Here is a 23259-nt window from a genome sequence, read left to right as displayed (position 1 = left end):
TACCCTGCGGGAAGCAAGCTACAGAATGACACTTTTAACCCGTTTTTAGTATAAAAACCCCATCTTCAATAAAGTAAAGAGGGGCGTATCGCAATACACCCCTACTGCTCTACTTAGCCTGAATCGGCGTTAGGGCGACATCTTTGTAATAATGCCCCAAAATTTGCAGGTAGCTTGCTCCGCGTTGAGCTAAATTGTATGCTCCCCACTGACTCATTCCTAAGCCATGACCATAGCCTAGTCCTTGGAGGACAAAACCACCATTTGCGCCTTTGCTGACAGTAAACCGGGTACTTTTAAGCCTGAGTGCGGTGCGAACTTCTTCACCTTTAAGAACTTTAGTACCTTGATCGCCAACGATTTTTAAGGTTTTAACGCTGCGGAAAGGGGAGAAAGATTCGGCAATCATCTCTTTGATGTTGCCTATACCAGAAATTCTGGCACTAATTTCTGCGGGTGAAAAGGTTTTTACCCAACTACATCCTTTAACACCTTGATCAAAATCTTCGACTGCACGTAAATAAGGGAGGGTATTTCCCCAAACATCTTCTACGTTTTCGGTGTGTCCACCAGAACAGGCATGAAAAACGGAGAGAATAATTTTGTTGCTATGGGTGAGGACTTTCCCTGCGGTGTTGTCCACTGCGGTGTAAGTGTTACTGGATTCGCTGCTAACACCTTTGTAAATTTGCCAGCGATCTGGACTATCCCCTAAATCATAGACGGGATTGTTGCGTTGTTTTTCTCGCTCATAGAGAGCATAGGTACGAGCTGCGATCGCTTGGGCTTTGAGTGCTTCTGGTGGCCAACTAGAATCCATTTCTCCACCGATAACGCTGTAGAGATATTCTTCTAAATCGACCCAATTAACGGCTGTTAAGCCTTTTTCGGTAGGAATGACAAGGGTTCTACCTCTAAACCAGCGATCGCCAATATAAACAAAACCCTTACCTGTTGGCTCAATCCAAAACAACCCCGATTGCCATTTATCCAAAGCCACTCCCCCAGGAACTGATTGAGCAGCATAAGAACTCATGGTTGGTAATTGTCCAAGGGTACGCCCAGTACTATCTTTGACTATTGCCGTCGTGGAAGCACCTACTTTAACTTGATTCACACCCCTTTCAATGGCTACGCGCAGGATGACAGATGCTTGAGCAGGAGCAACCAAAGCAAACCATAAGAGGATACCTACCCACCAATGTCGTCCTTTAATTTGGGAAAATAAAGCACCTAAATAAAGTTGGATTTTCATGCTGATTGTCTAATCACAAGCCTCTACAAGTTCAATAAGACGTTCTCCCAGGTAGGAGGTTGCCACTTCTACCTATTATGCAGTTTGCTTTGGCTCTCAACCAGAAATTAGCTGATTATTATTTTGACTTATACTAAAAACGGGTTAAAAGTGTCATTCTGAACGAAGTGAAGAATCTCCGAGATACTTCGCTGCACTACGTTACGCTCAGTATGACATAAGTCCAAATTTCACCCGTTGGCAGTATAATCAGCAGGTTTCACGGTGTCAGCACGTTCCGAGGATTTTTTCACTTTAGGAGACTGGTGAACTTCATTAGCAACAATGCCAATTAAGTTCAATTGGCTCAAAATTTCCGTTGTTTGCATCAGTTCTCGTGGAGTTAACTGACCAATACGACCTACTATCACAATTCCATTACAGGCAGATGCAATAATTCTGGCATCAACACTATCTAAAACAGAAGAAGCATCTATCAGTACTAGGTCATACATTTGCTCACAGGACTCAATCAATTCTTTCAGCTTTTCTGAACTGAGCAGATTTACTACATCTTCTGGTGTCGGTCCAGCAGTCAAAACATCAATAGAAGGGTGAATAGGCTGGATATAATTATGAACTTGAGTTTTAACATCATCTAGCAATAACAAAGATAAGCCCCAATCATTGGAAATCTTGAGGATTTTGTGTAAACTGGGCGATCGCAGATTAGCATCAATAACTAGTACCCGTTGATGCATATGTGCCGCACTAGCTCCCAGTCCCAAAGTTAAAGTTGTTTTACCCTCTCCTGGTAATGCAGAAGTTAACATCAAAGACTTAAAAGGCAAAGACTGCTTAAATATTTGAATATTTTGGTAAATCATATCCAGAGTTTCATGACTGGATAATTTTGGATTGCTTTCTGTTATTGTTGGTGATGAGCTTTGCCGTCTAGACCTGAATATCTTCTGGAGCTTGTTTTTAACACTAGATTTACCCAATTTAGGAACAGACCCCAGTAAGCGAAGATTCGTCAAATTCTGTAAATCCTGGGGAGAGAAAATTGCCTTATTAAACATTTCCCAAATCAAGGCAAATATCATACCTAAAATTGGACCAATTAAAATCCCACCAATTATCAATATCCATTTACGATTCCCGATATAAATCCCCAAATCAGGTTCTTCCAACACTTGCCAATCAAATCCTCCCTGAGCAATTTTCATTCCTAGGGTTTGTTGTAATTGCAGCAATTGCTCAAGTGTTTTACGTTGAATTGTTACATCTGATAACAACCGATTATATTCAGATATAATTCCAGGATATATATTTAACTGTGAACGGATATTTTGTTCAAATTTTGCTAGATTATTTTCATTGGCAATTAGCCCCATTCCTTTTTTCTGTAACTGCTTTAACTCATTAACTAAATTAGCATCAACTCCTAATAAATTTTGAGACTTACTATTAGCATTGATGGCTTGTTCTTGCAACTCTTTTTCTAATAACGCCATCTGAATTTTGCGTTTCTGCGTCAGTCTGACTATAACTGGAGAATTTTCAGTGTAGCGCAAACGCTCCTGAGCCAAATTCATTTCTGTATTTCTAATCTCATCCACTAAAGCTTGATAGCTACTCGAACGACTCAAACTAGCAGTCAACTGTGCATTTTGAGTTGAAGATACTAATTTCTTCTCTAGATTACTGTAGCGAATCTGTATATCTTCAAGCTGTGCGCGAATAATTTTTCGTTGTTTTTGAATATCAACAAGAGATTCTAGTAGAATTTTACTCTGTACTTCTGGATCAACTAAATTATGTTTTTTGCGAAAAAATTCTAATTTTTTGTCTGCTGTTAATACCTCTTTTTGCAATTTAGGTAATCTATTATTAACAAAAGCTAGTGCTTGATTGACACGTTCCTTCCTTTGTTCAACATTGTAGTCCTGGTAAACTTTTTGTAGAGCTTGTAACACTCGTTGAGTTTTTACAGGATTAGGGTCTTTAAAAGAAACTACAAATACTTGATTAAAAACTGATATTCCCTCTGCTGGTGTTATTTGCAAAGATCCTTGATTAACAGTATTAATTTCACCCTTGACATCTTCTATGGTAATATTAGGATAATCAGAAAGTAGTAAATTAACAGCTTTTTGTAGGAGTTTAGAACTCAGCATTAATTTCATCTGATTAGTATATTCTATAGATGAATTATTAAGGTTAGTTAGCTCATTTTTTGTATTCTTCTGAAAATTACTAGCACGGAATCCTTGATCTTCATCAGAACTCACCATGATCTGCATAGAACTCTGATACATGGGTTTAGTAATGACGGCAATCAGGCTCGTAACTGACATCACTGCACAGGAGAACCCTAAAATCAAAAAGCGGCGATGAAACAGAATGTTAGATATTTGTCTAATATTAAATACTCTTTGTTTAGAAGTATTAAGCAGTTGTTTGCGATTTAGACCAGTTGTAGTCACTATAAAAGCCCTCTACTATCGAAACAATATATCTGGAAAATAATGATAAAAAAAGTCCTTTGAGATAATTTATACACTAATTTCTCTCTTAAACCACTAATATTTATTTTTCCAGGAGGATATAACTACTTGATAGAACCTATCTTTCAGCAGCTATTCCATAATCAATTCATCCAGATATATGCCTGGTCAGCACTATGATAGTAAATTTCTTGATCAGATTTTTAAATATTTAATAAAGGATAAAAATGGAATATATAAAGCTTGACATATAGGAAGTTTAGCAATGCTAAATCCCCTATATATAGGTTTTCTATTTGACTGAATTTTGTAAGGATTCAGGATAAAGAATATTTGATATAGGAGGGAACAGAAGAGAAAAATATTCTTCTTCTTCCTCCTTCCTGACTCCTGACTCCTGAATCCTGAATTTTTAACACCATTAACCATACTTACGACACCCTAATTGAGGACAACTTCACGCCGTCTAGGTACGTCATAAACCATGAAATCATGTGCCATGATGGTATTGGGGAAAATAGCACGGGCTTCCCGAAGTAAATCTTTTAACTCAATGACATTTCCTGGTGCATAGCGGGGACTAAAATGAGTCATAATTAGTCTATTGACACCGGCTAGATAAGCTGTTTGTGCTGCCATTGTGGTTGTAGAATGTAATCTTTGAAAAGCCATATCTGCATCTTGATGAGCAAAGGTAGCTTCATGAATTAACACATCGGCATCTTGTGCTAATTGCACCGCACCGTCACAATAAACTGTATCTGTACAATAAACAAACTTGCGACCAATCTCTGTAGGGCCACACAATTGACTACCATCAATTACACTTCCATCTTCCAGCGTAACTGTTTCACCGCGCTTGAGTTGACCATAAATTGGGCCGGAAGGAATTTGTAAAGCTTTTGCTTTTTCTACATCAAAGCGTCCAGATCGGTCTTTTTCGGCAACACGATAGCCAAATGCTGTAATCCGGTGATGTAGTAGACCACAGGTGACGGTAAACTCATCATCTTCATAAATTATCCCTGGTTGGACAGTATGTACCTTGATGGGGTAAGAAAAGTGGGTGTGAGAGTAACGTGAAGCAGCTTGCAGATATTCATTTAATCCAGATGGACCATAAATATCAACTCGTTCTACATTACCGGCTAAACCACAACTAGCAAGGAGTCCCATTAAGCCAAAAATATGATCCCCGTGCAAATGGGTAATAAAAATCCGGGAAAGTTGGCTAACTTTGAGGTCACTCCGCAAAATTTGATGCTGTGTACCTTCACCACAGTCAAATAACCACAGTTCTGCCCGTTGTGGCAATCTCAGTGCGATACTGGAAACATTGCGTGATCTTGTAGGTACTCCGGAACTCGTCCCTAAAAATGTTATTTGCACAGCGTTTTTTAGCCTTATTCTTGCTCAGTATGAAGATTTACTTTTTATAGTTACATGATTGTTGAGCAAAATGCCAAAATTTGAGGATTGACATCATCTAATATGCCAAATTTAGGCAAAAACTCTCAAAAAGCCGAATATGTATAAGAAATTAGGCATCATTGTTGATTTTATTGCCAGATATTACCTCTTTAGGCTGTTTCTTCTTGCTGACTGGTGATTTATACTGCAAACGGGTCAAACTTGGACTTATGTCATACTGACCGTAACGTAGTGCAGGGAAGTATCTCGGAGATTCTTCACTTCGTTCAGAATGACACTTTTAACCCGTTTTTAGTATAGCATAACAAGTGTGGTGGAGTCATATCTAACAAGTTATCTATTTTGCAAGTTAGTGGATTTGTGAAGTAATGTTATCTGCAAAGCGATCGCTCCTCTCACCGCAAGCATCACAAATTTCTGTCAGTTGTTCTTGGCTATTAATTGGACTGCGGGGTGCTGGTAGTTCTGTATTTGGCCATGTGGGTAAGCTATTACAGGGACAAAATAAAGCTGGCATACCCAGAGTACGTACTGGTACTGGCATCTCACAGCGTCCACAAGCAAGCATTTCCCAAGTTGGTGTTAGCAGTTGAGCTATGGTTTCATGAGTACCTTCTAAATAACAGTCACTCATTTCTAAGGAGACAATTTGCTCCCAGCAGTCTTCAAACTCTTGGCTATAGCGATCGCCACTTAGGACTGTGCTAGGTAAGAAGCTTTGGTCGCTATGACCCACTACCACTTTCTTCCCTAATTGAAACCAGTGAGCAAGATACTTTTTAACTTCTTGTTTGTTTGCCATAATTTTGATTATAGATTTAATTCAGAGTTTTTACTTGGTGAAGCTTTAATTTTAAATTAAGACTTTGCTGGTGGTAAGGGTACACCCAGAAGACTGAGATTCAAAACATGACCCCCTGTAACTAAATAAACTGTCTCGCAAATAGCACCTAACTGACGAACTAAAGCCCCCAAGCGATCGCGAAATTTTCTCCCCAGAGGATAAGCTGGAACTACACCCCAACCCGTTTCTTCTCCCACAAATATCAGATCAGCCTCTACTAAAGACACAGTTTCTAGCAATTCTGTCAAAGTTTTTTCCCAACTCAAATCATCTTGTTCCAGAAAATTAGCTACCCAAGTTCCCAAAGAATCAATCAAAATACAAGTATTAGGCTTGGCATTAGTTAGACTTGCCGCCAGTTCCACAGGTGCATGGACTGTTACCCAATTTTGTGGACGGCGTTTTTGGTGTTTTTCAATACGTTGCTGCCACTCTAGATCATGGGTATTTTCGGTAGCTGTGGCTACATAAATAACTGGTTTCCCTGACTGAATGGCTAAATTCTCTGCCCACTCACTTTTACCTGATCGTGCTGGCCCTGTTACTAAAATAACTCTACTCATAATTATATTGCCAGATATCTGCTCAAAAGAGTCTAACTTTTCTCAATAAACTACTATCATCCCCTATACAATAAAAAGAAGTTTCTCAATAATTTGCACTACAAACTTTCCCTAAAAATCATTCAATACCACTAAAACAAGCTTCAGGATCTCTTTATGAAAGCAGGCTTAAAACGCATTGAGGCAACTCTACATGATTTGGGTATACGCAGTACTGACATAGAATCAGAAGCAGGGGAAGGAATAAAACGCCCATTCTCCTTTAGAATCAGCATCGGTGCTAACAAATCTATAGAAAATAAAGAAACTACAACGGCAGAATTTAATACAGTTGATACAAGTGCAAATACTGTCAACGAATCAGACTTTCAGTCAAATTTATTTCCTAAACATAACTCCGTAAAAACCTTTCCGACGCAGGAAAATGACGGGAGAACACCCAGTTTACCCAAGTTTAAAACACCAAGTTTCAGTAACCATCGTCATGGTGCAAATCCAGCATTTGCAATGAATATCTTGCAGGATATTCAGGAAACTGTGAGTAGTTGGCAAACAGAATTACAGGGAATTCTTCAGCAAATTCAGGATATTTATCTAGAAGGGCCAGTTATTAATGGCTGGTTAGAATCTAATCCCCAAGAAGCAGAACCAGGAGGAACGGCAACACTGCGTCATGCAGAAGTTGACCGACTCATGGATTATGTAGAAGAGATTTGTGAACCTGCTGATCATAAAGTACCTTATCAATCGTCACGTACTGGCTATCGCCTTTGTGGAGTCGATGCTGTAGGTAAAGTCTGGTCACGTTCATGTCCAGTTGATCAAGTTCCTAATGTCAGTATGGCTATTGCTCGTTATCAAAAGTTACGTCAATTGTTTGGACGCAAGCAGTATCTAGAAACTCGTCTCAGCCAATTAGCAGAAACTCTTGTGGCTTTACACAGCCATATTCATCAGGTTTAAAGTCTTGATAAAGTTTTTAATGATTTTTCATGAAGATTGTTTATATACAATAGTGCCAGCAAAATTTCGGTTGGTAGATCGGTAATTATGAGGTAGATTAATAACCAGTAAGCAACTGTCGAATTGGATTTTATCTAAAAATCTAAATCTTCAAATACCAAACAAGGCCATGCCAGATATCCAAATCTCTGCCATCATTTGTACTCACAATCGAGATATGTACTTGGGTGCAGCAATAGACAGCCTATTGACCCAGGAATTTACGGCTAACTTTGAAATTGTGGTAGTGGATAATGGATCTAGCGATCGCACTCGTGAAGTAGTAGAACAAAGATCAAGCCATCCCCACTTCAAGTACATTTTTGAACCCACCCTCGGCTTATCAGTCGCTCGCAACACAGGTGCAAAGGCTGCCAGCGCTGAGATTCTCGCCTATTTAGATGATGATGCCGTAGCCAGTCCCCAATGGTTGCAAACTTTGTATTCTGCCTATGAGAATAACTCCAAATTAGCGATCGCAGGTGGCAAAGTTACCCTCATCTGGCCACCAGGCATTCAACCCCCAAAATGGATATCTCCCGGACTAGCTGCCAACTTAGGAGCATACGACTTAGGTGAAAGCATCCTCTACATCGAACAGCCCGGTTCCACCCCCAGAGGCTTAAATTACTCCATCCGACGCAGTTTTCTAAACAACATCGGCGGTTTTGACCCCCAACTAGGACGAGTCGGCAAAAACCTACTATCCAACGAAGAACTACAAATGACCGAATTTGCCCTCCAGGGTGGTTGGCAAGTCGCTTATCTTCCCCAAGCCCTGGTTGCTCACAACGTCGCCCCAGAACGCCTCAAACCCTCCTGGTTTTTAAACCGGGGTTGGTGGCAAGGTATCAGTGAGTGCTATCGGGAACAACTCGCAGGTAAAGCCGGTCTGGGACAATTACAACGGGGTAGCGAAAAATTTATCCGTGGCTTATATAAATCATTACAATATATTACTGATCCAGCCGAAAGATTTGATAAACTAGTCTATGCTTATGGTCAGATTGGTTACTTAAATGCCGCAATTCACGGACTTATCTCTAAAAACAACAAAAAATAAATTAAACTAAAAAAATTATTATGTCATCTAAAATACCAGTTTCCGTACTCATTCCCGCCAAAAATGAAGAAGCAAACCTACCTGCTTGTCTCACTAGTTTGGCAGTAGCCGATGAAATCTTTGTTGTCGATTCTCAAAGCAGTGATAAAAGCATCGAAATTGCAGAAAGTTATGGAGCTAAAGTTGTCCAATTTAACTTCAATGGCAGTTGGCCGAAAAAGAAAAATTGGTCATTAGAAAACCTACCTTTTAGAAATGAATGGGTGCTAATTGTTGATTGTGATGAGCGAATTACACCAGAATCCTGGGCAGAAATTGCTGAACTAATTCAAAAAGATGAATGCAACGGTTATTATATCAATCGCCGTGTATTCTTCTTAGGAAAATGGATTCGTCACGGAGGTAAATATCCTGATTGGAATCTGCGATTATTTAAACATCAAAAAGGTCGTTACGAAAACCTCAACACCGAAGATATCCCCAACACAGGCGATAACGAAGTTCACGAACACGTAATTTTAGAAGGTCAAGTTGGCTATCTCAAACATGATATGCTCCATGAAGATTTCCGCGACCTTTATCACTGGTTAGAAAGACATAATCGTTATTCTAATTGGGAAGCCCGTGTTTATTTTAATTTACTTTCAGGTAAAGATAACGCAAATACAATTGGTGCAAATCTATTTGGTGATGCAGTCCAACGCAAACGCTTCTTAAAAACCGTGTGGGTACGCTTGCCATTTAAACCATTATTAAGGTTTATCTTGTTTTATATTCTTCAACGCGGCTTTTTAGATGGCAAAGCCGGCTATATCTATGGACGCTTATTGAGTCAATATGAATATCAAATAGGAGTCAAACTCTACGAATTACGCAGTTGCGGTGGAAGCTTAAACACTGCCGCCAGCACATCTAAACCCACATCTCCATCTTTATCTCAAGAAGTTGGGTAATTAACTAATTAGGTAATTAGTAATTGGTAATGAGGAAATATTTATCTAACTCCTGACTCCTGACTCCTGCCTCCTGCCTCCTGCCCCCTGCCTCCTGCCTCCTAACTCGAATGACCAATGAAAAAGCTTTTGTAGATTTACGTAATTACGACCAAGCCGGGTTTGATAGAGGTCGTCCTGGCTTGTATGTCTTGTTTTGGTGGTTAGTGCAAGCGATCGCATTTCCACTCACTCCCCACCCTCTAAATATTCTCCGTTGCGCTCTACTGCGATTATTTGGGGCTAAAATTGGCAAAGGCGTAGTAGTTCGACCCACAGCCCGTTTCACCTACCCTTGGAAAGTTAGCATAGGTGATTACAGTTGGATTGGTGATGATGTAGTTTTATACAGCTTGGATCAAATTATCATTGGTGAACATTGCGTAGTTTCCCAAAAAAGTTATCTATGTACAGGTAGTCATGATATCCAAGATCCTAACTTTGCTTTGCAAACTGCAAGTATTACCATAGGTAACGGTGCATGGGTAGCCACAGATTGTTTTGTCGCCCCAGGAGTAGAAATTGGTGCTAATGCGGTTATAGGTGCGCGGAGTAGTGTTTTTACCAATATGCCAGCGGGACAAGTTTGTTGGGGAAGTCCTTGTCGTCCTCACTATGAGAGAATTAAGTAGTTTAGGGGGAAGGAGGCAGAGGTAATTTAGAAATAGCCGAGCAATTATTAAAAGAAGCCTTAGCCAAGATGAAAGACTTAGGCATGACTTGGAACATTGCAGAAACTAACTATGATTTAGCACTGCTTGAACGTCAACGCGGTAATGTAGAACTTGCTGACCAACATTATCAAACAGCCCATCAAATCTTTCAACAATTAGGTGCAGCCAAAGATTTAGAGAAAATTGAAACAGAATGGAATACTAATTAATCAGTACGATCGCTGATCTTGTAGGTTGGGTTGAGGTAAGGAAACCCAACATTATTAGTTAGTGCGATCGCTCTTACCAAATGCTGTCAAGGTAAAATGAGATATAATCAAAGCAGAAATTGATAGGAGTTGATAATCATGACTCAAGCTATTGATAAAAAAGAAACTCTGTTAGATAATTTATTAGAAACTCTTCAAAAATTAACGCCAAAACAACAAAAAGAGGTATTAGAATTTATAGAATTTTTGCAATATAAACAACAAAAGCAAGAAGTAAAAGAGGATTCAGAGCCGGTTATTTCAGCTTATGAAGCAGCCAAAGAATTTGCAGGTTGTGTTGAGAGTGGAATAGGAGATTTATCTTATAACAAAAAGTATCTTGAAGTATCATCATTCAAATGAAATCAAAAATCATCTTAGATACAAGTCCCTTAGTTGCTTTCATTGATAAAAGTGATCATTTTCATAACTGGGCTGTAGAAACCTGGAAAACTTTACCTGTTCCTTTATTAACTTGCGAGTCAGTAATTTCTGAAACCTGTTTTTTGCTTCAAAGAACCTATGGAGGAAAAAATGCAGTAATGTCTTTATTAGATGCTGGTATAATTTCAATAGCCTTTCATCTTAAACAAGAAATACCCATCATCCGAGGGTTAATGAAACGCTACGAAAATGTGCCGATGTCTTTAGCAGATGCGTGTTTAGTGAGAATGAGTGAGTTGATTTTAGGAAGTTCTGTATTAACTATAGATAGTGATTTTCGTATTTATCGAAAAAATCAAAATGAAATAATTGATTTGATTATTGTTGATCAATAATAAATTTTATTTTTTGAGTTGCGAATTTTTATTTTCCAAGTCAGAATGCTAACTCTATGAATGTATTGGATGTAAGGGAGGGAAACCCCTACCCCTACAAGGGGATATAACGCAAGTTATGACCTTCTCAACTATAACGTCTCTACATTGTTTTTTGGAGATGTCTAGTGTTTATAATCCCAGCCAAGTTAAGAAGTTTTCCCACCAAGAACTTTTTGTAGTTCCGGCATTGAATTTCATTTTTTGGCGAATGTCTTGAATTTTCCAGTTAGTTAACTTAGCTAGAGTTTGGGCTTCTTGTTCAAAACGTCCAGACAAAGACCGTTTATATTCCCTACCAGCAGAACACTGCAAGTTTCCTGTAAAGGGATGTTGTAAAACATAACGTCCTTGGAAAGATTCTTGATTGGAAGTTGTTTGAAACATCAAATCTTCTGGAAACTTATTGCGGGTGTAGCGGACGTGCAAACGGGTAATAAAAACATTACTTGTGGGGAAGGGACGACGAAATTGAGGAGATGTTATGCCATTGTTATCGACATTATTGTCTAACCAAAATACACCTGCTTGTTTGAGTTCTTCTGAGTTGAGAGGATCGGCAGAACAAGGATCACAATTACTCATGTTCCAAGCATATTCTAGAAATGCAACTTTTTTATCTTCTTTGGTGTAAGAAGTTTGAAACATTGATTTATAGAAATTGCCAAATTCACTTTTAACATAAACAGGAATATTGACGTTGGTGGGAACTTTCACTGTGCGGTAATTGGTGACTTCTGCTTGTCCCTGGGGTGAAAGAATGTAGACTATTAAATCTTGTTCAGTTGTCGCGTTAATCATACCCAAGCGAATGGGTAACATAAACTTGGGTGATTCGTAGGATATTTGTAGAGGTCGGAGTGATTGGTAGCCAGATTCTTCAAATTTATCTAGGTTGATTTTGGCAACAAAGAACTTCATGGAAGAACGAATGTAGGGTTTGAGTAATTGATTTGCTCCTCTGGGCATTTTGTAACCATTGCGGTTAAGCCAAGTTTCTAAACCTCCAGATTCTTTGGCACTGAGGATGACAATATCGTATTCACCAACATTGAAACGCGCCTCAACTGTGACACCTAAACTGTTATCTTGTCTACTACTTTCTGCTGCACTTCTGCTTGCTCCTGCCATTGGTGCTGGCATCCCGCTCATTTGGTCAACTGGGGCGCAGGGATCTTCGTCAAAATATTCTACTAATCGGGGGGCGCTAAAGGCATCCAATCGTTCAATAATTCTCGGTTCAGCAACGCGGACTTGTTCTTTTTTGATGACGGTTGGTACTGGTACGACCATTGCAAAGTCTTTAACTTCGCCTTGGAAGTCGTTGGCCATTGTTAAAACTGTTTTATTATCCTGCCGTGCAATAACTACCTGAGAAGCTTTGTTGTAGAGTTTAGTATCAGCTTTGGCGACATAAAAACCACAAAAAGCCAATGCTGTGGGGGCAAAAAATAGTACGGCAATAAGTACTATTAGTAAGGGGATGAATAATTTAAACCGTTTCATTGTTTTGGTAATTGGTAATTGGTAATGGATAAATAGTCTCTCTTATCACCCTGTCTCTTCACTTCCCCATGTCCCTATCTCCTCATTTTCTTCTCTCAGCCAAGAAAATTTGGGGGAGAACCAGAGGGTATCTATGAGAATGGTCAATGGTGCGATCGCAAATAATGCCCAAAAAACGGCGGTTGAAAGAAAGAAATAATTCCGTAAAATAAAGGTAATCATGGCAATAGTTACAGCCCAAATTATCCTCCCTATGCGGGCGTTGGGAATTGAACGCGGATCTGTCACCATAAATAAGGCAAATAGGATTAAAGAACCACTTGTCAAGCGATGCAAGTAAACATCCCAAGTCCAACCTAGCCAAAGATTACGCACGGCTTCTAGTAGGGAGTAAGCACCTAAAAAAGCTGCTGTGGTGTCCCAACGACCAACTCGTTGTAAAATCATGCCTCCTGTACCGGCGAATAATAGCCCATACCACCATTCTTCACCCCATTGTCCGGGAGAAACCCAGGCATCAGAGGTGAGTGCTAAGGTGGTAATAATGCCGAAATTGGCGGGGTTGAAGAAATGCTTCTCACCAGTTTGGAAGATAAATTTGCTACCTATGGCGGTGACGGCAGCTAAAACCATTGTTGTCCAATGGTCAGCCCGTAATAATAAACTAAGTCCGAGAGAGGTAATTAAGGGACTACGGATATTGATTATGGGTTGATGATCAGTTGGTTCTGGGCTAATGACCAATGACCAATGACTGATGGCTAAGGAGAATATTAGTTGAGTTGTGATGCAGGTTGCGATCGCTATTAAAATAAATAAAGGTCGCAGTGTCCAGTCTCTTGTGCCAATCCCTAAAATTAGGAATAAGCTCAAAAATAGAATTTGATAATCTCGAATATCTTTGAAGAACATACCCCTTCACTCAGGGATTACCCCTAACTTTCTCATCAATTTAGACCAGAGTTAGGGGAAATCATATTCTCGTTACAAAATTTGTTACAGGATGTTGTTAAAATAGAATAATATCCGCACGCGGATTGAAGCCGGATGGAGTGTTTGCGATGACTGCGAACTTAATTTCCAAGTCCCATGTAGGCAGGAAAAATAAATCACCTGTAGTGCTGTCATAAATGAACTGGTTCAAATCAGATGCACCAAATCCCAATTTATCAACCAGTATTTTGTCGCCATCTGTGTTCCAATCGAAATCTGTAATAGTATCAATACCATCCGATAAATAGGTAAAGAGGAATTGATCTGCACCAGTACCTCCAGAAAGAATGTCATTACCACCATTACCAACTATAAGATCATCTCCTGCACGACCGTAGATAGTATCCACATCATTGCCACCGTACAAACTATCATTACCTCCATCCCCAGAGATGTAACCGCCCCCTGATCCCGCAAAAATAATATCATCACCATCTAGCCCAAAGATCGTGTCATTACCTCCATAACCGTAAATGAGATTATTGCCACTATTGCCAACAATAACGTTATCTAAACTGTTGCCTGTCGCATTCAAGTGAGCAGTTCCTGTGAGAACAAGGTCTTCTACATTGTTTGTCAATGTGTAGCTAATAGAAGCATAAACTATGTCTGAACCTTGATTGAAATTCTCAACTACTAAGTCACCTGTATTATCAACATAATAATCATCGTTGCCAGTACCACCATACATTCTGTCAGCACCAGCACCACCATTGATTCTGTCGTTGCCACCATAGCCATAGATAATATTATTGGCGCTATTTCCTGTGATGCGATTACTTAAACTATTACCATATCCATTGATTGCACCAGTTCCTGTTAAAAAGAGTATTTCTACATTGTTTGTCAATGTGTAGCTAATAGAAGCATAAACGGTGTCTAACCCTTCACCGGAATTCTCAATTACTAAGTCGCCTGAATTACCAACATAATAAGTATCATTGCCAGTACCACCATACATGGTGTCAGCACCTAGACCACCATCAATAATGTCGTTGCCACCATAGCCATAGATAATATCCGCATAAATTGTACCTGTGAGTGTGGGGAAAAATGTTGAACCTTGAAAAGTACCATTGTCATTGAAATTCGTACCAAAAATAAAAGCCATTTTCAAATTCCTCCAGTATTGTCTAATTTTTAATTTTGGAATTAGGATTCAGAATGCTAAATAGCCGCTGGCTAGGTTATATCTACAACAGAAGTAAGATTTTTTTCGTACTGTACTTAAATAATTTTAATACAATCTCAAATTTGTTTCCTGGTATTACAAATATTCTAACTTTTACCCACTCCAACCAATAATTCCTATGCACTTTGCACCCCTTTTCCCGCTGATTTATCGTATTCTCCAACCGAGTTTTCCTAATTGTCTGTGGCATGGTAATATTTATAGTCAAGCGATTGCTCTCACTTTTGATGATGGACCCCATCCTTTATACACACCGCAAGTATTAGCCATTTTAGATCGTTACAAAATTACAGCTAGTTTTTTCTGGTTGGGTGTTTGTGTCAACCGTTCACCGCATATCGCCAAAGCTGTTACAGGTGCAGGACACTGGGTAGGTTTGCATGGTTATGAACATCACTCTTTTCCCCTGCTTTCCTCAACTGACCTCAAACAGAGTTTAGAAAAAACCCAAGCCGCTATCTACAATGCTTGCAATCTAGAACCTTCACTAGTGAGAGATGTTCGTCCCCCTAATGGTTTTTTTACACCTCAAACTTTAAAATTATTTCAACAGTGGAATTACAGACCAGTCATGTGGAGTGTTGTTCCAGAAGATTGGGTACGTCCTGGTGTATCTGTAGTTGTTCAACGAATACTTGAACAAGTAAAAAGTGGATCAATTATTGTCTTGCATGATGGCGTTTGTGGTGGACAAGATGTGGCAGAAACTATCCAAATCCTCATTCCGCAACTATTACAACAAGGCTATGAATTTGTAACTGTTGATAGCCTATGGCAGCATTAAAAGTACCGAGTACCGAGTAATGAGTTGTCTCGTTCCCAGTCTCCGACTGGGAATGCCATCACAGAGGCTCTGCCTCTACTGTAACTCAAGGCAGAGCCTTCTAAACTTCATTCCCATACAGAGTATGGGAACGAGAAACCTACAATGATGAGTATTGAGTTAGTGAGCAATTTTTATACAGAAGAGATAGCACAAACTTGTAATCCTACAGGAGTGTGAATAATTACAGATTCCACACCAAAAACTTGAGCAATATTATGAGATGTCAGCACAGTTTCAGGTGTGCCAACTTCCCAAAGATTTCCTTGTTTTAATAAGGCAATGCGGGAACTATAACGGGCAGCTAAATTTAATTCATGTAAAACTGTAACAATGGTTAAATTTTGTTGTTGATTGAGATTTTTTAGTAATTCTAATAATTGTAATTGATAATTGATATCTAAATAAGTGGTTGGTTCATCTAGTAATAATACCTTTGGTTCTTGGGCTAAAGCTAAAGCTAAAAAAGCCCGTTGTCTTTCACCACCAGAAAGTTCTTCAACCAAGCGATCTTTAAAATCTGCTAATTGTGTTTTTTCAATTGCACTCTCAACCTTTTGTCTATCTTCAGCACTTAATTCCCATTGCCACCAAGGTTGGTATGGTGTCCTCCCTAAACTTACTAATTGACTCACTGTTAAACCCACAGGAACTGTTTGCTGTTGTGGTAAAAGTGCCAATTTTTGAGCTACTAAATTTGCAGGTTGTGAGTGAATCGCTTTGCCATCAAGTAAAATTACTCCTTGTTGTGGTGCAAGAACTCGACTAATTAATTTCAGTAAAGTAGATTTACCTGAACCATTAGCACCAACCAAACTTAACCATTCTCCAGTTTGCAAAGAAAGGTTAATATCATGAATAATTGGCGAAACACTATAACCACCTGTAAGATTTTGTAATTCGAGAGGCATTTTAATATTATTACTTTAAAAAACAATATATCTGCTATTCTATTTTTAACAGAATATGTAAGTTTTCGCAACGTCATTACTTTTTCTTAATATCAGACAAATATGACTAAAGTAATGACTGGATTAGTGACTTTTTACCTATATATCTATTCAACTATAATTTTATGCTTTAAATAGGGTGAATAAAACACCTCTTCAATTAATCTCACTGTCAAAAATACTCACCATGAATTTGCACAAAGCTCTCATCTTAATTGGTACACTTGGTTTAGTTACACTAGGTAGTGTAGGAATATCTCCAGCATTAGCTGGTCATCCCAATAATTCTAGAAATCATCGACAAGAATCCCGTTATAAACAGGACAACAAGCATAAGCAAGATAATCATTACAGACGGGACGATAACCGTAGGCAAGACAATAATTACAGACGAGACGATAACCGTAGGCAAGACAATAATTACAGACGGGACAACAACCATAGGCAAGATAATCATTACAGACGGGACGATAACCGTAGGCAAGATAATAGTTCCAGACGGGACAACAACCATAGGTAAGATAATAGTTCCAGACGGGACAACAACCATAGGTAAGATAATAATCGAGGCAGACGATATTAATATGCAATCGAATATTGCATCTTTTTACTAGTTGTTATAACTACTATCTCGTATCTACTTTATTTAAAGAGATAGAGATAGTATTTTTAAGTTGTTAACATAACTAGAAATTTTTGCCCTATCCCAAAAATAACTGATATATAAATAATATGACCATCTTAGATTGTCAAGTATTTATGGAGTATCAATTCATGAACTATAAACGGATGTTGAGTATTTCTGCTACTGGTTTAGCTATTGCTATTCTGACTACTGGATGTGAATTAGTTTCTCCTAATCGAGCTTCTTTTCCTAATAATTCTTCTGAAAATGGGACAAGTTATCCGTCATCTGACAATGAAACAAATTATCGACCATCTCCAAATGGAACGAATTATCGCTCACCACAAAGAGACATAAATCAAGATGTAGATAGAATGTCAGGACTTAATTTAACTAACTCTCAGAAAACACAAATAAGACAAATTAGGGAGGAAAATAATTCGAGAATATTATCACTTTTGTCTGATGAACAGAGACGGCAAGTACAAAGTAACAATAATGGTCGCAATAAATTGTCAATGAGAAAACTGCGATCGCTAAATCTTTCAACAGAACAAAGACAAGAAATTAATCAAATTACAAGAGATCAACGACAACAAATTCAGGAAATTCTGACCCCAGAACAGCGTCAAATGATGCAACAAGGACGTAGATATCGTAGAGGAAATAGAAACAACAGCAATAACAGGAACAACAGCGATAACACTGACAACACCGACAACACCGACAACACAGATAACACCGATAACACAGAAAATTCATCCTATTAAATGATTACATACAGCATATTGCAGGTAAATGAAGTGCTGTAAAATAGATTGTGTAATTATCTGGGACTAATTTTTGATTTCCACTGCGGTTAATTATTGATTACAAAAATCTCTGCGTACTTCCTCATCATCAACATTCAACGCAACTGAATATTAAAATTTATTAGCGCTATCAGAACGACGATAAAGCAACCAAATAAATAACGGTGAACCCAATAAAGCAGTCACCGAACCGACAGGAAGTTCTACCGCACCTAGTCGAGAAAGTAAATCTGCAAAGATTAATAACCATGCACCTGCAAGGGCTGAGAGTGGTAAAACAAAACGGTTATCTGTTCCCACAATTAGACGCACACCATGAGGAACAACTAAACCGACAAAACCAATTAAACCACCAATACTCACAGCACCTGCGGCTAATAAAGTGGCGATACCACCAATTAATAAACGCGATCGCATTAACGAAACCCCCAACCCTACAGTCATCTCATCACCCAAAGCCAAGACATTGAGCGATCGCGCCAACAAACACCCCACCAGCAAAGCTACGATAATATAAGGCCCCGCTGTATAAATTTCTTGCCAACCCCGACCATTTAAACTACCCACCAACCAACTGAGGGCAATTTGCACCTGTCCATCTTCCGCCATCAATAACAACGTACTCTGCACAGAACCAAATAAAGCACTCACTGCCACCCCGCCTAAAATCAACCTTTCCACCGAAATACCCGAACCACTACGACCAAGGAAAATAACTATCCCAGAGGTCAAAATTGCCCCTAACCAAGCCGCTAAAGGAATCGCTATCGGGAATACTTGCAAAACAATCATAATAATGACAATGAGTCCTGCACCGGCGGAAATTCCCAATATAAACGGGTCAGCTAAACTATTACGTAACATCCCTTGTAACAATGCGCCAGACATTCCCAAAGCTGCACCTACAATTAAGGCTGCAACAATCCGAGGTAGCCGCAAATCCCAAAGAATAGTTTGTTTAATCGGGTCGCCTTGGCGCATTAATGCTTGATAAAATTCCGAAAAATTAATAGAAACCGCACCTTGCGAAAGGGAAAGTAACAGCGTGATTACCAAGGCGCTACTGAGAAGTAAAATTGCCCAAAATAGACGATATTTTGTGAAGATTGTCTGCATTTTTTATTTGCAGTAAAGATTGTGTCAGGAGTCAGGAGGAAGAAGGAAGAAGAATATTTTTTCTTCTGTTCCCTATTTCTTGCTATATCAAATATTCTGTATCCTGAATCCTTACTGATTGTCAAGCGATCGCTTCAGTAATTCCAAATTGAACGGGATTGCTTACGTTCCCCATCTCTGATTTATTGACTTTATTCTCAATAATCAAACGACGGAGGAGCTTTATAATGATCAAAAAGTTTTGAATTTGGAATTGCTGTACAGTGCTTGTAAAATTTAAACAGCAAAAAATTCTGCCATGATTATGAATGAAAAACTCCAAACCGAAAAAGACAAACTACCGACAACTAATAGTATAAAAAATAAAGAAACAGAAAATGAAGAAATTCTATGTTCTCATTGTCAACGCACTGCTACAAACGGTATTAAATGTAAAGGCATTTGTGTAGCTGACAATGACTATTAAGCTAATAATTCTATCGCTCTTGAAGATTGGAATTATCGGAAACTTTATATCGGCAGTTAAATCAAGAGTTAAGTAGAAAGGCGCAAAGAATAAGCGTTAAAAATACCAAAAACCTATCACTTGACCAGATTCAAGACTATTCTTACTTCCTTCTTCCTTCTTCCTTCTGACTCCTGACTCCTAGCCCTAACGAAAAGACTTTTATGACTTACGCCACGCTATCAGCAAACCCTACTTAGGTATTCCGGCTGAAATTCTGATCGAGTCCTATAATTTGCTCTAAAGTTTGTTTGAGAAAAAGCAAAAGGGTAAAGGTTTACCCCTTACCCTATTAATCAATGATTTTTGAGATGGTATTTAGAATTAACTAGCTTTAGCTAACAGTAAGTAACTCGCGTGTTTCTGTTTTTCTCACTATCACCTGACCATCATCATCAATATCAACAATGGCTGTGTCTCCCTCGCCTATTTGACCAGCTAGGAGTGCTTCAGCTAGAGAATCTTCCAATAGGCGCATAATTGCCCTGCGTAAGGGTCTAGCGCCATAGCTGGGGTCGTAGCCTTCAGTTACTACCCGGTCTTTGAAGCTTTCGGTAACTTCGAGCTTAATTCTTCTTTCTATCAAGCGACTAGCAACATCAACGAGCATGATCTCAGCAATTTGCTTGACTTCAGCTTTATTGAGTTGGGTGAAGACGATAATATCATCTAGTCGATTGAGGAATTCTGGACGGAAGTAAGCTTTTAGTTCTTCGTTTACCAAGTTACGAATACGGTGATAACTAGCGTCGGCTTGATTATCAAATTCAAAGCCTAAACTCATACCACCTTTTTCAATTACCTTAGAACCAATATTGGAAGTTAAGATAATTAATGTATTCTTGAAGTCCACTTTCCGACCTTTTGCGTCGGTGAGGTGTCCGTCATCCAAGAGTTGCAGCAGCATATTGAATACATCAGGGTGTGCTTTTTCGATTTCGTCGAATAGAACTACTGTGTATGGCTTGCGTCGCACTGCTTCGGTTAGTTGTCCGCCTTCGTCGTAGCCAACGTAACCAGGAGGTGAACCAATCAATTTGGAGACGTTGTGGCTTTCCATGTATTCGGACATATCCAAGCGAATCATGGAATCTTCTGCACCGAAGAAGTAAGCAGCTAATGCTTTAGCTAATTCGGTTTTACCAACACCTGTGGGGCCGGAAAAGATAAAACTAGCTATGGGTCGGTTAGGATTTTTTAAGCCGACACGGGCGCGACGGATAGCACGAGAAACGGATACAACTGCTTGTTCTTGACCAATTAGCCTTTTGTGCAGTGTGTCTTCTAGGTGTAAAAGTAACTCTGACTCTGATTCTGTGAGTTTGTTAACTGGTACACCAGTCCAAGAAGCGACGATTTGAGCGATGTCTTCTTCGTCAACAATTGGAGTTTTAGCGTTTTTCTCGGTTTCTTCGGTGTAGAGTCTACCTTGAATTTCTACTTCTTGGTCACGCAGTTTACCAGCTTTGTCAAAGTTTTGGAGTCTGACTGCTTCTTCTTTGGATTTGGTGACACCAACTAATTCGCGTTTTAGTTCTTTGTCGGTGGAGGTGCGAGAGTTACGCAAGTGGACGCGGGAACCAGCTTCGTCAATTAAGTCTATGGCTTTATCTGGTAAAAAGCGATCGCTAATATAACGATCTGATAACTCAGCAGCAGCTACCACCGCAGCATCAGAAATATGTACCTTATGGTGTTGTTCATAAGCACCACGCAAACCGTAGAGAATTTGGATGGTTTCCTCGATTGATGGTTCTCCAACCAAAATTGGTTGGAAACGACGCTCTAAAGCCGCATCACGTTCGATATGCTTACGATATTCATCTAAGGTGGTGGCACCAATACATTGGAGTTCACCTCTGGCTAAAGCTGGTTTGAGGATGTTTGCTGCATCTAAACCGCCTTCTGTACCACCTGCACCGACTAAGGTGTGAATTTCGTCAATGACGAGGATGATATTGCCTTCGGTGCGAACTTCCTCCATGATTTTTTTGAGGCGTTCCTCAAAATCACCACGGAAACGAGTTCCAGCAACTACAGACCCCATATCCAGACTGATAACTTGCTTGTTGAGTAAAACTTCTGGGACATCTTGATTGATGATACGTTGAGCTAGACCTTCTGCGATCGCAGTTTTACCAACTCCCGGTTCCCCAATCAAGACGGGGTTATTCTTTGTACGGCGACCCAAAATTTGCACAGTGCGCTCAATTTCTTTTTGGCGACCAACTACAGGGTCAAGCTTACCTTCTTGAGCTAGTTTGGTGAGATTTCTACCAAACTCTTCTATACTTAGGTTTTTGTTGCGTTTGGAGCTACTACCACCACCAGCGAGAACAGTCACATCATCACCCAAACGACTGATGACAGCCGACCGGACAGCGTGCAAATCTACTCCCAGATTTTGTAGTACTTTAGCTGCGACTCCTTCGCCTGCCTCCGTTAAACCTAACAATAAATGTTCAGTGTTTATGTAATTGTGTCCAAGACTATGAGCTTCTCTAAATGATTGCTCAAACAGACTTTTTACTTTGGGTGTAAAAGGAATTTCCGGTGGGACAAAACCAGAACCCCGTCCAATAATTTTTTCTACTTCCCGACGCGCATCTTTGAGGGTAACGCCCAACTCAGCCAGCACTTTAGCCGCAACACCAGTTCCTTCTCCCATCAAACCTAGGAGAATTTGTTCCGTTCCTACGAAATTGTGTCCCAGGCGGCGTGCTTCCTCCTGAGCTAACATAATTACCCTAATGGCTTCGGACGTGAAGTGTTCAAACATAGCGGGTTCTTGCTCCCTTGCTGCTTGGGCTGTGGGTGATATAAAGTTCACCCTCATCTAAAGTTTTTTGTATTTTCTTAAAGATAATGTATCTTTATTTAAAATTGAATGGCAGTGGTGAGAGCCGTATGAGCTAGGGTGTGGTTGCCGTCACTCACCGATTATGGCTAGTTACGGGGAATTTTCAGCCTCAAATCTTGATGAATCCGAAATCCTATAAGTTGTAAGAATTATGACAGAATCTTCAGGAAGTAAAGACCAACAACATCCCCTCTACAACCGCGATCGCCCCTTTATTGATATTTTACTCTCTCAAGAGCCAACAGACTACAATTTGTCCGAATTGGCTAGGCTGAAAATTCGTTATCAAGGTTTTCCAGGCGCACGGGACATCCAAAAAGACTTAGATAAAGTTTTGCAACACTGGGGTTTAACGGAAGTTGAACTTTTAGAAAAAACTCGCCAACTCCATGATGTGGGCGGCATTTATAAAAGTCGTGGCAAAAAAGAAGAGCAAGATTGGAATTAGTTATTGGTCATTGGTCATTGGTTATTGGTCATTGGTCATTGGTCATTGGT

23 protein-coding genes are annotated in these 23259 nt (G+C 39.5%); 12 read left to right on the top strand and 11 right to left on the bottom strand.

The genetic code is table 11. From position 1 onward, the window contains the following. Nucleotides 1-109 precede the first annotated feature (109 nt). The 5 genes from VB713_RS12150 to cobU form a co-directional block, all read right to left on the bottom strand. Nucleotides 110-1255: a SpoIID/LytB domain-containing protein gene (locus VB713_RS12150; RefSeq protein WP_323311808.1), complete on the bottom strand. Its 1146-nt coding sequence runs from the start codon at nucleotides 1253-1255 to the stop codon at nucleotides 110-112. A 230-nt stretch (nucleotides 1256-1485) separates the two neighbouring features. Continuing rightward, nucleotides 1486-3723, bottom strand: coding sequence for a GumC family protein (locus VB713_RS12145; protein ID WP_323311807.1), 2238 nt, complete (start codon nucleotides 3721-3723; stop codon nucleotides 1486-1488). Nucleotides 3724-4185: 462 nt separating this feature from the next. After that, on the bottom strand, nucleotides 4186-5133 hold the full coding sequence (locus VB713_RS12140) for a ribonuclease Z (protein WP_323311806.1): 948 nt from the start codon (nucleotides 5131-5133) through the stop codon (nucleotides 4186-4188). 391 nt (nucleotides 5134-5524) lie between these two features. After that, the gene (locus tag VB713_RS12135) at nucleotides 5525-5977 is read right to left on the bottom strand and encodes a hypothetical protein (protein ID WP_323311805.1); all 453 of its coding nucleotides are present in this window, start codon (nucleotides 5975-5977) and stop codon (nucleotides 5525-5527) included. 56 nt (nucleotides 5978-6033) lie between these two features. Continuing rightward, complete coding sequence (cobU, locus tag VB713_RS12130) at nucleotides 6034-6582, bottom strand: bifunctional adenosylcobinamide kinase/adenosylcobinamide-phosphate guanylyltransferase (protein WP_323311804.1); 549 nt, start codon at nucleotides 6580-6582, stop codon at nucleotides 6034-6036. Nucleotides 6583-6738: 156 nt separating this feature from the next. Here cobU and VB713_RS12125 point away from each other — a divergent pair, with 156 nt between their 5' ends. The 7 genes from VB713_RS12125 to VB713_RS12095 all read left to right on the top strand — a co-directional run bounded on the left by VB713_RS12125 (nucleotide 6739) and on the right by VB713_RS12095 (nucleotide 11340). Further along, complete coding sequence (locus VB713_RS12125) at nucleotides 6739-7545, top strand: hypothetical protein (protein WP_323311803.1); 807 nt, start codon at nucleotides 6739-6741, stop codon at nucleotides 7543-7545. Nucleotides 7546-7714: 169 nt separating this feature from the next. After that, nucleotides 7715-8647 carry a glycosyltransferase family 2 protein gene (locus VB713_RS12120; protein WP_323311802.1) on the top strand — a complete coding sequence of 311 codons (933 nt, stop codon included), beginning with the start codon at nucleotides 7715-7717 and terminating at the stop codon, nucleotides 8645-8647. Nucleotides 8648-8667: 20 nt separating this feature from the next. Beyond that, the gene (locus VB713_RS12115; protein WP_323311801.1) at nucleotides 8668-9600 is read left to right on the top strand and encodes a glycosyltransferase family 2 protein; all 933 of its coding nucleotides are present in this window, start codon (nucleotides 8668-8670) and stop codon (nucleotides 9598-9600) included. 110 nt (nucleotides 9601-9710) lie between these two features. Then, nucleotides 9711-10271, top strand: a complete 561-nt coding sequence (gene hpsU, locus VB713_RS12110; RefSeq protein WP_323311800.1) for a hormogonium polysaccharide biosynthesis acetyltransferase HpsU — start codon at nucleotides 9711-9713, stop codon at nucleotides 10269-10271. Between the two features lie 83 nt (nucleotides 10272-10354). Further along, nucleotides 10355-10522, top strand: coding sequence for a hypothetical protein (locus tag VB713_RS12105; RefSeq protein ID WP_323311799.1), 168 nt, complete (start codon nucleotides 10355-10357; stop codon nucleotides 10520-10522). Between the two features lie 138 nt (nucleotides 10523-10660). Further along, nucleotides 10661-10924 (top strand): DUF2281 domain-containing protein, encoded by a 264-nt coding sequence (locus VB713_RS12100; protein ID WP_323311798.1) that lies wholly within the window; start codon nucleotides 10661-10663, stop codon nucleotides 10922-10924. Next, nucleotides 10921-11340 (top strand): type II toxin-antitoxin system VapC family toxin, encoded by a 420-nt coding sequence (locus VB713_RS12095; RefSeq protein ID WP_323311797.1) that lies wholly within the window; start codon nucleotides 10921-10923, stop codon nucleotides 11338-11340. The genes VB713_RS12100 and VB713_RS12095 overlap by 4 nt, the downstream gene beginning before the upstream one ends. 171 nt (nucleotides 11341-11511) lie before the next feature. Here the strand turns inward: VB713_RS12095 and VB713_RS12090 are convergent, their stop codons facing one another. The 3 genes from VB713_RS12090 to VB713_RS12080 all read right to left on the bottom strand — a co-directional run bounded on the left by VB713_RS12090 (nucleotide 11512) and on the right by VB713_RS12080 (nucleotide 14989). Continuing rightward, nucleotides 11512-12885 carry a DUF2330 domain-containing protein gene (locus tag VB713_RS12090; RefSeq protein ID WP_323311796.1) on the bottom strand — a complete coding sequence of 458 codons (1374 nt, stop codon included), beginning with the start codon at nucleotides 12883-12885 and terminating at the stop codon, nucleotides 11512-11514. 45 nt (nucleotides 12886-12930) lie between these two features. Continuing rightward, nucleotides 12931-13797 (bottom strand): RnfABCDGE type electron transport complex subunit D, encoded by an 867-nt coding sequence (locus VB713_RS12085; protein ID WP_323311795.1) that lies wholly within the window; start codon nucleotides 13795-13797, stop codon nucleotides 12931-12933. Nucleotides 13798-13894: 97 nt separating this feature from the next. Next, complete coding sequence (locus VB713_RS12080; protein ID WP_323311794.1) at nucleotides 13895-14989, bottom strand: calcium-binding protein; 1095 nt, start codon at nucleotides 14987-14989, stop codon at nucleotides 13895-13897. Nucleotides 14990-15188: 199 nt separating this feature from the next. Here VB713_RS12080 and VB713_RS12075 point away from each other — a divergent pair, with 199 nt between their 5' ends. Continuing rightward, entirely contained in the window at nucleotides 15189-15854 is a 666-nt protein-coding gene (locus tag VB713_RS12075) for a polysaccharide deacetylase family protein (protein WP_323311793.1), read from the top strand. Between the two features lie 173 nt (nucleotides 15855-16027). Here the strand turns inward: VB713_RS12075 and VB713_RS12070 are convergent, their stop codons facing one another. Further along, nucleotides 16028-16804 carry an ABC transporter ATP-binding protein gene (locus VB713_RS12070; RefSeq protein WP_323311792.1) on the bottom strand — a complete coding sequence of 259 codons (777 nt, stop codon included), beginning with the start codon at nucleotides 16802-16804 and terminating at the stop codon, nucleotides 16028-16030. A gap of 226 nt (nucleotides 16805-17030) precedes the next feature. On the opposite strand from VB713_RS12070, the gene VB713_RS12065 reads away from it, so the two are divergent. Next, the gene (locus VB713_RS12065) at nucleotides 17031-17363 is read left to right on the top strand and encodes a hypothetical protein (RefSeq protein ID WP_323311791.1); all 333 of its coding nucleotides are present in this window, start codon (nucleotides 17031-17033) and stop codon (nucleotides 17361-17363) included. A 254-nt stretch (nucleotides 17364-17617) separates the two neighbouring features. After that, the gene (locus tag VB713_RS12060) at nucleotides 17618-18238 is read left to right on the top strand and encodes a Spy/CpxP family protein refolding chaperone (RefSeq protein WP_323311790.1); all 621 of its coding nucleotides are present in this window, start codon (nucleotides 17618-17620) and stop codon (nucleotides 18236-18238) included. A 153-nt stretch (nucleotides 18239-18391) separates the two neighbouring features. Here the strand turns inward: VB713_RS12060 and VB713_RS12055 are convergent, their stop codons facing one another. Then, nucleotides 18392-19396, bottom strand: coding sequence for an iron ABC transporter permease (locus VB713_RS12055; protein ID WP_323311789.1), 1005 nt, complete (start codon nucleotides 19394-19396; stop codon nucleotides 18392-18394). 298 nt (nucleotides 19397-19694) lie between these two features. On the opposite strand from VB713_RS12055, the gene VB713_RS12050 reads away from it, so the two are divergent. After that, entirely contained in the window at nucleotides 19695-19862 is a 168-nt protein-coding gene (locus VB713_RS12050) for a hypothetical protein (RefSeq protein ID WP_323311810.1), read from the top strand. Between the two features lie 373 nt (nucleotides 19863-20235). Here the strand turns inward: VB713_RS12050 and VB713_RS12045 are convergent, their stop codons facing one another. After that, entirely contained in the window at nucleotides 20236-22680 is a 2445-nt protein-coding gene (locus VB713_RS12045; protein WP_323311809.1) for an ATP-dependent Clp protease ATP-binding subunit, read from the bottom strand. A 232-nt stretch (nucleotides 22681-22912) separates the two neighbouring features. Here VB713_RS12045 and VB713_RS12040 point away from each other — a divergent pair, with 232 nt between their 5' ends. Further along, entirely contained in the window at nucleotides 22913-23209 is a 297-nt protein-coding gene (locus tag VB713_RS12040) for a DUF3288 family protein (protein WP_323311788.1), read from the top strand. The last annotated feature ends 50 nt before the right edge of the window (nucleotides 23210-23259 follow it).

Source organism: Anabaena cylindrica UHCC 0172, assembly GCF_034931625.1.
Lineage (GTDB): Bacteria > Cyanobacteriota > Cyanobacteriia > Cyanobacteriales > Nostocaceae > Anabaena > Anabaena cylindrica_A.
The sequence above is the reverse complement of the archived record's forward strand: the minus strand, read 5'-3'. Positions and strand labels throughout refer to the sequence as shown.